The 10938-nt window shown below is 30.1% G+C and carries 11 protein-coding genes and 1 pseudogene; 10 read left to right on the top strand and 2 right to left on the bottom strand.

The genetic code is table 11. The features are described from left to right. Positions 1 to 20 precede the first annotated feature (20 nt). Together AJ939_RS08050 and AJ939_RS08045 are read right to left on the bottom strand one after the other, a co-directional pair. On the bottom strand, positions 21 to 2594 hold the full coding sequence (locus tag AJ939_RS08050; RefSeq protein WP_002861242.1) for an ATP-dependent Clp protease ATP-binding subunit: 2574 nt from the start codon (positions 2592 to 2594) through the stop codon (positions 21 to 23). Between the two features lie 111 nt (positions 2595 to 2705). Next, positions 2706 to 2996: a metal-sensing transcriptional repressor gene (locus AJ939_RS08045; protein WP_002859054.1), complete on the bottom strand. Its 291-nt coding sequence runs from the start codon at positions 2994 to 2996 to the stop codon at positions 2706 to 2708. Between the two features lie 117 nt (positions 2997 to 3113). Here AJ939_RS08045 and AJ939_RS08040 point away from each other — a divergent pair, with 117 nt between their 5' ends. From AJ939_RS08040 to AJ939_RS07995, 10 genes and pseudogenes are all read left to right on the top strand, one after another. Further along, entirely contained in the window at positions 3114 to 4448 is a 1335-nt protein-coding gene (locus AJ939_RS08040) for a S41 family peptidase (RefSeq protein ID WP_002856815.1), read from the top strand. A 1-nt stretch (position 4449) separates the two neighbouring features. Then, complete coding sequence (gene purC / locus AJ939_RS08035) at positions 4450 to 5160, top strand: phosphoribosylaminoimidazolesuccinocarboxamide synthase (protein ID WP_070276585.1); 711 nt, start codon at positions 4450 to 4452, stop codon at positions 5158 to 5160. 8 nt (positions 5161 to 5168) lie between these two features. Beyond that, positions 5169 to 5414 (top strand): phosphoribosylformylglycinamidine synthase subunit PurS, encoded by a 246-nt coding sequence (gene purS / locus AJ939_RS08030; protein WP_002858611.1) that lies wholly within the window; start codon positions 5169 to 5171, stop codon positions 5412 to 5414. Position 5415: 1 nt separating this feature from the next. After that, positions 5416 to 6088 (top strand): annotated as a pseudogene (purQ, locus tag AJ939_RS08025) (phosphoribosylformylglycinamidine synthase I). Further along, positions 6060 to 7256 carry an SH3 domain-containing protein gene (locus tag AJ939_RS08020; protein ID WP_070276581.1) on the top strand — a complete coding sequence of 399 codons (1197 nt, stop codon included), beginning with the start codon at positions 6060 to 6062 and terminating at the stop codon, positions 7254 to 7256. The pseudogene purQ and the gene AJ939_RS08020 overlap by 29 nt, the downstream one beginning before the upstream one ends. Continuing rightward, the gene (locus AJ939_RS08015; protein WP_070276579.1) at positions 7237 to 7929 is read left to right on the top strand and encodes a lysophospholipid acyltransferase family protein; all 693 of its coding nucleotides are present in this window, start codon (positions 7237 to 7239) and stop codon (positions 7927 to 7929) included. Before AJ939_RS08020 ends, AJ939_RS08015 begins: the two co-directional genes overlap by 20 nt. After that, positions 7923 to 8291: a fluoride efflux transporter CrcB gene (crcB, locus tag AJ939_RS08010; RefSeq protein WP_070276576.1), complete on the top strand. Its 369-nt coding sequence runs from the start codon at positions 7923 to 7925 to the stop codon at positions 8289 to 8291. The genes AJ939_RS08015 and crcB overlap by 7 nt, the downstream gene beginning before the upstream one ends. 72 nt (positions 8292 to 8363) lie before the next feature. Beyond that, the gene (htpG, locus tag AJ939_RS08005; protein ID WP_002921604.1) at positions 8364 to 10190 is read left to right on the top strand and encodes a molecular chaperone HtpG; all 1827 of its coding nucleotides are present in this window, start codon (positions 8364 to 8366) and stop codon (positions 10188 to 10190) included. Further along, positions 10187 to 10504 (top strand): rhodanese-like domain-containing protein, encoded by a 318-nt coding sequence (locus AJ939_RS08000; protein ID WP_002872637.1) that lies wholly within the window; start codon positions 10187 to 10189, stop codon positions 10502 to 10504. Before htpG ends, AJ939_RS08000 begins: the two co-directional genes overlap by 4 nt. Continuing rightward, entirely contained in the window at positions 10504 to 10938 is a 435-nt protein-coding gene (locus AJ939_RS07995; RefSeq protein WP_070233415.1) for a hypothetical protein, read from the top strand. Before AJ939_RS08000 ends, AJ939_RS07995 begins: the two co-directional genes overlap by 1 nt.

Genomic DNA, 10938 nt, shown 5'->3' with positions numbered 1-10938 from the left:
AAGATCTACTTTCAAAATGATTAAGCTTTTTTGATGATTATTTCATCATCTTTTGCATCAATGATAATGCTATCATTTTCATGAAGTTTATCAGCAAGTATCATATCGCTTAATTTATCCTCTATAAGATCATAAATAGCTCTTCTTAAAGGTCTAGCACCAAAATCAGGGTCAAAACCATCTTTAGCGATTAAAAGAGCTGCATTTTCGCTTAAACTCGCTTTTATCCCCTTGTTTTCTAAGCTCATTTGTAAATCTTTAAATAAAAGCTTAACTATTTCATAAGCTTCATCTTTTCCAAGTGGATTAAAGGTGATAATATCATCTAAGCGGTTTAAAAACTCAGGTTTAAAGAAAATTTTTAACTCATTTTTTACCGCATCTTCTTGTTCTTTTCCACTTAAATTCATAATAGCACTTGAGGCGATATTAGAAGTTAAAATGATAATGGTATTTTTAAAATCCACTGTTACACCTTTGCTATCGGTTGCTCTACCATCATCTAAAATCCCTAAAAGCACATTAAATACATCTTTATGTGCTTTTTCAACTTCATCAAACAAAAGCACGCTATAAGGTTTTCTTCGTACAGCTTCAGTAAGCTCTCCACCTTCTTCATGTCCTATGTATCCTGGAGGCGCACCTAAGAGTCTTGAAACACTATGTTTTTCCATAAATTCACTCATATCAAAGCGAATCATTGCTTTTTCATCATCAAATAAAAATTTCGCCAAAGCTTTAGCTGATTGTGTTTTTCCTACCCCTGTTGGCCCTAAAAACAAAAAGCTTCCTATAGGTTTATTGTCCGCATTAAGTCCTGCTTTGTTGCGTTTAATGGCTCTAGCTAAAGCACTTAAGGCCTTATCTTGTCCTATGACACTTTCTTTTAAATGTTTTTCCACTTCTAAGAATTTTTGTTTTTCAGAGGTTAGCATTTTTTGCACGCTAATACCTGTCCATTTGCTTAAAATTCCAGCAACCAAATCCTCATCTACTTGATTTTTAAGTAAAACTCCATTTTCGCTCATTTTTTTCCATTTATCTTCTAAAATTTCTACTTCTTTTTCAAGACTTGGAATTTTTCCATACTCTAACTCAGCTGCTTTTTGAAATTCACCTCTAGCTTTAGCTAAAGAAGCTTCATTTTTAAGTAGATCAATTTCTTTTTTCTTAGTGCTTATATCATCAAAAACACTTTTTTCATTTTCAAACTGTGAATTTAGGGCATTTTGTTTTTCTTTTAAATTAGCTAGTTCTTTTGCGATTTCATCGAGTCTTTTTTGATTTTTCTCATCATTTTCCATTTTTAAAGCTTCATTTTCAACTTCTAAAGTTTCTATATCTTTGCGTACTTTTCTTAAAGAACTTGGTTCACTTTCAATTTGCATTTTCAGTTCAGCTGCAGCTTCATCGATTAAATCAATAGCCTTATCAGGTAAAAAACGATCTGCTATATAACGCTTTGAAAGTTTAGCCGCGGCTACTAAAGCACTATCATTTATGGTTACATTATGATGAATTTCAAGCTTTTCTTTTATACCCCTTAACATGGCCAAAGCCTCATTAACACTTGGTTCGCCCACATTTACAGGTTGAAAACGGCGCTGCAAGGCCGCATCTTTTTCAAAATATTTACGATATTCTTTTAAAGTGGTTGCGCCTATGGTATGGAGTTCACCTCTTGCAAGAGCGGGTTTTAAAATATTTGCCGCATCCATGCTACCTTCACTCGCTCCAGCCCCTACTATAGTGTGAATTTCATCGATAAAAAGAATGATATTTTCACTTTTTATCACTTCATTAACCACAGCTTTTAATCTGTCTTCAAATTCTCCTCTGTATTTTGCACCTGCAATTAAAGCACTCATATCAAGAGCGATGACTTTTTTATTTTGTAAAGATTTTGGAACATCTTTTTTGATAATTCTTTGTGCTAAAGCTTCTACTATAGCTGTTTTTCCTACGCCTGGTTCACCTAAAAGTATAGGGTTGTTTTTGGTTTTGCGTATTAAAATTTGCATCAAACGTTCGATTTCTTCTTCTCTGCCTATAACAGGATCAAGTTTACCCTCGCTTGCTTTTAAGGTTAAATCTATACCAAATTTATTTAAACTATCTAAGGTTTCATCGCTTGTTTTGCTATCGATTTTGCGTCCCGCTCTTAGACTTTCAAGCTCTTTTTGAAATTCTCTTAAATCTAAAAATTGCGCCAAAATTTCTTTAATAGGACTTTTTTGACTTTCACTTATAAGCCAAGTATCCACACTTAAATAACTATCTCCATTAGCACTCATCAATCCTTTAGCATTTTCTAATGAATTTATAAGTTCATTGGAAAAGCGTATATTTTCACGGCTTACATTTGAACTCGTTGCAAGTTTTGAAATTCTGCTTTTAATTTCAAGCTCTAAGGCTTCTTTAGAAATATTTAATTTATTTAAAATTTGATTTAAAATACTTGTACTATCTACGCTTAAAGCCCATAAAAGGTGCAAAGATACGACTTCGGTATTTTTAGAATGTATAGCTAAAGATGCTGCACTTTCAAGGTTTGAAAGCATATTATCAGTTAAAAAATCTTGTATATTTGCCATGTTTTATCCTTTATTTAGTTTATATACTTGACATTATATAACTTTAGTCATATAATGTCAAGTTAATTGAGTAAAATTTTTTAAATAATAGGACAAATAACTAATTTTAGATTATTTCATAAACATATCTATAGCCTTGTTTAATTCTTCTATGCTTTGAATATCATTTTCTTCTATAGCATGTACCATACAATGAGCTAAATGTTCTTTTAAAACTACTTTTGCGGTATTGTTAACTTCGGCTTTTACGGCAGCAAGCTGGATTAAAATTTCACTACAGTCTTTGTCATTTTCAACCATTCTTTTAATAGCACTTAAATGCCCTATGGTTCTACTTAGACGATTGCAAACTGCTTTAAGATGTTTTTGAGAATGTGTATGAGTATGTTTTTCTTGGCACATTGTATTAACTTTCTTTTTGGAATTTTTAGTCTATTTTAACATATTTTTAAGAATTTAAATTTATTTACGAAGTTTTAAGTAATTTTTATTAAAATTTACTCTTTAAACTAAAACTCAATAATGGAGCTTATTTTGAAAACAAAACGATTTTTTGCAGGTCTTGCAGGCTTTGCCACTACTTTTATTTTATGTCTATTTTTAACGAGTCATTTACAAGCTAAAGTTGATCAAAAAGAAGAGCAGGTTCAAAAACGCCTAGAAGCTTTAGATAAGCTTACAAAAACTCTTGCCATAGTAGAGCAATATTATGTGGATGATCAAAATATCAGCGATTTGGTGGATAAATCTTTATCAGGGCTTTTAAGCAATCTTGATGCGCATTCTTCTTTTTTAAATGAAAAAGATTTTAATGATATGAAAATTCAAACCAATGGTGAATTTGGTGGCCTTGGTATAACCGTAGGTATGAAAGATGGTGCTTTAACAGTTGTTTCTCCTATAGAAGGAACACCAGCAGATAAAGCAGGGATAAAATCAGGAGATATTATTTTAAAAATTAATGATGAGGCCACTTTGGGAATTAATCTCAATGATGCTGTGGATAAAATGCGTGGTAAGCCAAAAACTCAAATCACTTTAACCATCTTTAGAAAAGGTGCAACAAAACCTTTTGATGTTACACTTACAAGAGAAATTATTAAGATAGAAAGTGTTTATGCAAAAATGATAGAAAATGAAAACATTCTTTATCTTAGAGTTACAAATTTTGATAAAAATGTTGTAGATGTGGCAAGTAAAGAACTTAAAAAATATCCTAATGTTAAAGGGGTTATTTTAGATCTTAGAAATAATCCTGGTGGACTTTTAAATCAAGCCATAGGACTTGTAAATTTATTTGTAGATAAAGGTGTTATTGTTTCTCAAAAAGGACGCATCGCAAGTGAAAATCAAGAATATAAAGCCGATCCTAAAAACAAAATTTCTAATGCTTCTTTGGTTGTGCTTGTAAATGGTGGAAGTGCTAGTGCAAGTGAAATCGTAAGTGGAGCTTTACAAGATCTTAAACGCGGTGTTATTGTGGGTGAAAATACTTTTGGAAAAGGTAGTGTTCAACAAATCATACCTATTAATAAAACTGAAGCTTTAAGGCTTACTATTGCAAGATATTATCTTCCAAGCGGGCGCACTATTCAAGCAGTGGGTGTAAAACCTGATATTGAAGTTTTTCCAGGTAAAGTAAATACTCAAGAAGATGGTTTTTCTATAAAAGAAAGCGACTTAAAACAACATTTAGAAAGTGAGCTTGAAAAAATAGATAAAAATAAAAAAGAAGATAAACAAGAAAATAAAGACAATAAAAATCTAATCAGTCAAAAACAAATCAATGATGACGCACAGTTAAAATCAGCTATTGATACTATTAAAATTTTAAATATTAAACAAGGACAATAAAATGACAAAAAAAGAAATGCTCTACGAAGGAAAAGGTAAAAAACTTTTCAAAACCGATGATGAAAATTTACTAATTAGTGAGTTTAAAGATGATTTAACTGCTTTTAATGCAGAAAAAAGAGGCAATGAAAGTGGAAAAGGCGCATTAAACTGTAAAATCAGTACTGAAATTTTTCATTTGCTCGAAGAAAATGGGATTAAAACCCATTTGGTAGAAACTATAAGCGATACAGAACAAGTGGTTAAAAAATGTAAAATTGTTCCTATTGAAGTTATAGTACGCAATGTTGCAACAGGTTCTCTTACAAAAAGACTAGGCATTAAAGATGGCACTGTGCTACCTTTTGCTTTGGTGGAATTTTGTCTTAAAGATGATGCCTTAGGCGATCCTTTTATCAATGATGAGCATTGTTTGATTTTAAATTTAGTGCAAAATGAAGCTCAAATTAGTGAAATTAAAAATATAGCTAGAAAGATTAACTCTATTTTAACTCCATTTTTTGACAATAAGAATTTAAGGTTGATTGACTTTAAAATCGAACTGGGTTTAACTAAAGATAATGAGCTTGTTTTAGCTGATGAAATAAGCCCTGATAGTTGTAGATTTTGGGATAAATTTAGTAATGAAAAATTAGATAAAGATAGATTTCGTCAAGATCTAGGTAATGTAAAAATGGCTTATGAAGAAGTTTTAAAAAGAATATTAAATTAAGGAAAAATATGGAAGTTATTGTAAATATTTCTTTAAAAAATGGGGTTTTAGATCCACAGGGCAAAGCGGTGGAAAAAGCTTTGCATTCTTTAAATTTTAATAGTGTTAAAGAAGTAAAAATAGCAAAACAAATCAAAATTTCTCTTGATGAGAAAGATGAAAAATTAGCCAAAGAACAAGTAAAAAAAATGTGTGAAGAGTTGTTGGTAAATAGCGTCATTGAAGATTATGAGCTTATAATTGAGAAAGAGTAAAATGAAAGTTGCTATTATTAGATTTCCAGGGACAAATTGTGAATTTGATACAGCTTATGCCTTTGAAAAACTTGGAGTAAAAACGCAGATTGTTTGGCATGAAGAAAAAGAATTTGATACAGATTTAGTTGTTTTGCCAGGCGGATTTTCTTATGGAGATTATCTAAGATGTGCAGCTATTGCAAAACTTGCTCCTGTTATGCAAGGTGTTTTTAATCATGCAAAAAAGGGAGGATATATCTTAGGTATTTGTAATGGTTTTCAAATTTTACTTGAAAGCGGTCTTTTAAAAGGTGCAATGAAGCATAACAATAATCTTAGCTTTATCTCAAAAAACCAAAATTTAAGAGTAGTTTCTAATGATAATGCCTTTTTGAAAAATTTCAAAAAAGATGAAATTATTAATTTACCAATTGCTCATGGAGAGGGAAATTATTACGCTGATGAGGCTACTTTAAAAGAATTACAAGATAAAGATCTTATTACTCTAAAATACGAGCCAAATCCAAATGGCTCTGTATTTGATATCGCAGGAATTTGTGATGAAAACAAAAAAATCTTTGGGCTCATGCCACATCCTGAGCGTGCTTGTGAAAAAGTTCTAGGTAATGATCTAGGTTTGAAAATGCTTAAAGGCTTTTTATTTTGAAAATTTTATTAACTTTAATTTTTAGTGTTGTTGTATTGTTTGGCAGAGGTGAAATTTCTGTATTTAGCGGCCAAGATGAAAATATGCAAAAAGAATTACAAAAATTACCCCAAGAAGAACAAAAAATTTATCAAAATATTCCGCCAAGCGATGAAAATAATGACTTTGAAAGCAATGTAGATGATCCTTTTATAGCTAAAGGGAGTTTGGTTCTTACAAATGATGAATATCCAAGTAGGGTATATGTTGGAGAAGTTTTTCCTATTACGATCTATGCTCGCACTACGGAAAATACAAAATTTGATTTTAACATAAGCGTAGAAAAAACTAATTTATCTTTTTTAAATCCAGATGCAAAATGGGAATTTATCAATAACGAATATAAAACAACTTTATGGTTTGAAGCTAAAAATTCAAATGCTAGTTTGAGTAAAATTTCTATCAAACTTCTTAGAAATAATGAAGCTTTTCAAGAGGCTGATATCAATCTTAATCCTATCAAATTTGAAAATACTTTATCCAATAAAGATTTTTCACACCTTGTGGCAAGTTCTTTGGAAATTAAAAAAGTTAAAGCGAGTTATTTTGATGATGCTAATATCATTATGATGGTAGAACTAAACGCAACCAATACAAATCTTAAAAGCTTTTTTATAGAAGGAATTCAAAAGCAAGGCATTGAAAATTTAAAAGGGGATTTTAATGCTTCTAGTGCTTTTTATTATGCTATTTTGCCATTAAGTAAAACAAATTTTGAATTTTCGTATTTCAATAAGGACAGTAAAAAGCTTGAAAATATAAATTTAAAACTAAAAATTAGTGACGATGAGATCAGCACTCAGAGTGATTTAAATCCTGTAAATAAAGACTTAAATATTTATAAACAATATACCTTATGGTTTTTAGCGGTTTTATTTGGAGCTTTATTTGTATGGAGAAAAAATTACATTATTCTGGCTTTGGCAGTTGTTTGTTTTGCGCTTAGTTTTCTTGTAGATACCAATACTCAAAATGCGATTATCAAGGCTGGTTCTAGGGCTAAAATTTTACCTACAGAGCCTTCAACTTATTTTTATACGGCAAATGCAGATGAAAAAGTAGAAGTTTTAGGCAAAAGACAAAATTATATTAAAGTACTGTTTTCTGATGGAAAAATAGGTTGGATTAATAAAGATGATTTACAAAAAAATTAAAGCTCTTTATTTTTGGATTTTTTTTGTTTTAAGCGTTGCTTTAGTGGTTTTTTGTTTTTGCTTTACAAAATCTCAAAACACACTTTGGAAAATCCGCAAAATTTGGGCTAAATTTCAAAGATACACCATCTCTTATAAACAAGAAATCATTGGCACTTTTAATCCGCAAGCTCAGATGATTTTAATGAATCATCAAAGTGCTTTAGATATTATCGCTTTAGAAGAATTATATCCTAAAAATTTATGCTGGATTGCCAAAAAAGAATTAGGAGAAATTCCTATTTTCAAAGTTGCTATGAAAAAACCAAAACTTCTTTGTATAGATAGAAAAAATCCGCGTGATTTAGTGCGAGTTTTAAAAGAAGCAAAAGAAAGAATTAGTGAAGATAGGGTTTTGGCTATTTTTCCAGAAGGAACTAGATCTAAAAATGAAAAAATGCTTAAATTTCAAAGTGGAGCAAAAATTTTAAGTGAAAAATTAAATCTTAAAGTTCAGCCTATTTTAATTGTGGATTCTGCAAAAATTTTAGACACAAAAAGTTTTAGTGCAAGCAGTGGAGTGCTTAAAATCATTTGTATGGATTTAGTCGATACAAATGATGAAAAATGGCTTGAAAACACCAGAAAAAAAATGCAAGAATTGCTCGAGCAAGAAAGAGCTAAGCTTTGCTAAATACCCTTTTAGTTGTTGGTTTTGGGGGATTTATAGGAGCAATATTAAGAATGCTTTCTATTAATTTAGTGAATAAATTTTTTCCTTATTCTATCAACCTTGGAACTCTTTTTGTTAATGTTTTGGGTTCTTTTATCATAGGACTTTTGTTTTCTTATGTGCAAAATAAAGGTTTATCTCCTTTACTTAAAAGCTTTATAAGTACAGGTTTTTTAGGAGCTTTTACAACTTTTTCTACTTTTTCTTATCAAAATTTACTTCTTTTGCAAAGTGGAAATTATCTTTATTTTGCGTTAAATATTCTCTTAAATGTCTTTCTTTGTTTATTTGCCGCATGGCTTGGTTTTATAATTTTCAAATAAATCTTTAAATTTACTTTAGAATTTGTATTTTTTGCTAAAATACCACTTTAAAAAATTACAAAGGAGATTAAAATGCAATTTCAAACCGAAGTAAATCAGCTTTTACAGCTTATGATACACTCTTTATATTCTAATAAAGAAATTTTTTTAAGAGAACTTATTTCAAACGCAAGCGACGCTTTAGATAAGCTTAATTTTTTGAGTGTAAGTGATGATAAATATAAAAGCTTAAAATTCGAACCTAAAATTGAAATCAAAATTGACAAAGATAAAAAAACTTTAAGCATTAGTGATAATGGTATAGGTATGGATAAAGATGATCTTATCAACAACCTTGGAACCATAGCAAAAAGCGGTACTAAAAGCTTTTTAGAAAATTTGAGCGGTGATGCTAAAAAAGATTCTCAACTCATAGGACAATTCGGAGTAGGTTTTTATTCTGCTTTTATGGTGGCTAGTAAAATCGAAGTTTTAAGTAAAAAAGCTTTAGATGATAAAGCTTATCTTTGGAGTTCTGATGCAAATGGTTATGAGATTGATGACGCAAACAAAGAAGAACAAGGAACAAGCATTACTTTATATTTAAAAGATGATGAGTTTGCTAATACTTATAAAATCGAAAGCATTATTGAAAAATATTCTAATCATATTCAATTTCCAATTTTCATGGAAAAAGAAGAATTTACTCCTGCTAAAGAAGGCGAAGAAGAAGGGAAAACTGAACTTAAAATTTCTCAAATCAATAAAGCCAATGCTTTATGGAGAATGCAAAAATCAAGCCTTAAAGCAGAAGATTATGAAAGATTTTATGAGCAAAATTTTCATGATTCAAACAAACCTTTACTTTATCTTCACACTAAAAGCGAAGGAAAATTAGAATACAATTCTTTATTTTTCATACCACAAAATGCACCTTTTGATTTATTCCGTGTGGATTATCAAAGTGGCTTAAAACTTTATGTAAAACGCGTATTTATCAGTGATGACGATAAAGAACTTTTACCAACTTATTTGCGTTTTGTGCGTGGGATTATCGATGTAGAAGATTTGCCGCTTAATGTAAGCCGTGAAATTTTACAAGAAAATCAAATTTTAAAAGGTGTTAAAGAAGCTAGCGTTAAAAAGATTTTAGGTGAACTTGAAAAACTAAAAAACAATGATAAAGAAAAATACTTATCTTTCTTTAAAACCTTTGGCAAGGTATTAAAAGAAGGACTTTATGGTTTTGGTGGAGAAAAAGACGGTCTTTTAAAACTCATGCTTTATAAAAGCACTAAAGGTGAAAATTTACGCTCTTTAGAGGAGTATAAAAATGACCTTCAAGGCGAACAAAAGGAAATTTTTTATATAGCAGGAAATAATGAAAGTTTATTAAGAACCTCTCCTTTACTTGAAGAGTATAAACAAAAAAATATAGAAGTTTTACTCATGGACGATGAGATTGATTCTTTAGTAACTCCTATGCTAGAATTTGAAGGTTTGAAATTTGTAGCCATCAATCAAGTAGAAGATAAAAATGAACTAAGCGATGAAGAAAAAAATACTTTTGCTCCACTTGTAGCTAAATTTAAAGAACTTCTAAAAGATCAAGTTGAAGATGTAAGACTAACCAGTCGTTTAAAAGATAGCCCAAGTTGTATAGTTTATGATAAAAATAAACCTGATTTTGCTATGCAACAACTCTTAAAACAAATGGGTCAAGAACAAAATTTCAAACCTATTTTAGAAATCAATCCAAAACACGCTATTTTTACAGGTCTTAAAAATAACGAAACCTTTAGTGCAGATATAGCAACTTTGGTTTTAAATATGGCAAAACTAAGCGAAGGTATGGGTGTGGATAATCCTGCTGAATTTAATGCAAGCCTTACAAAAATCATCAACAAGGCTTTTTCATGATAGAAAATATCCCTGCGAGTCTTTGGACAAAGCAAGATTTAAACGCATATCAAATTTTTGATGTGCGTACTCCTTTAGAATGGGAAGAAGGCATTTTACCTAATGCGCAATGTGTAGCTTTATATGATAATCAAGGGCTTTTAAATGCTAAATTTTTAGATGAATTTCAAAGCAAAAGAGATGAAAATAAAAAACTTGCTTTTATTTGTCGTAGTGGTCATAGAAGCATGGTTGCAGCTGAATTTATAGCTGAAAAATTGGGACTTGAAAGCATCAATTTAGATGGCGGAATGCTAGCCCTTAAGGGTTATTAATGCTAGGAATTTATTTACTCATAGCAGCTTTGTCTTTTTTAGCTCTTTATTTTGCTGTTAAAAAGCTTACTTTAAATATAGATGAGCGAACTCTTTTAGAGCCTATTAAAATGGATATTTATCCGAAATTTTGTGATTTAATCGATGAAAAAATCAGAGAATTTAAAGAAAATATCCAAAATACTAATTTAGCATTAAAAATTTCTTATCAAAAAGATGAATTTTTAGAAAAACTTGGGGATTTAAGCAGGGAGCTGACTTTCATACAAACCATGAATTTGAGTAATAAAAACGATAGTATTTGGCAAAACGAACTTTTTTCTTTTTTAAAAGAATTAGAAAATTTATTGCTTGAGTATCTAGAAAAAGGGGAAGAAGAAGCTGAAAATTTAAGAGAATTTCTGATGAATGAATTTGAAAAACTAAAAGGTTAG

It is taken from the genome of Campylobacter sp. BCW_6889, from assembly GCF_001762535.1.
In the GTDB taxonomy this organism is placed as follows: Bacteria; Campylobacterota; Campylobacteria; order Campylobacterales; family Campylobacteraceae; genus Campylobacter_D; species Campylobacter_D jejuni.
Note: the sequence above shows the minus strand (reverse complement) of the source record. Positions and strands in the feature narration are given on the sequence as shown.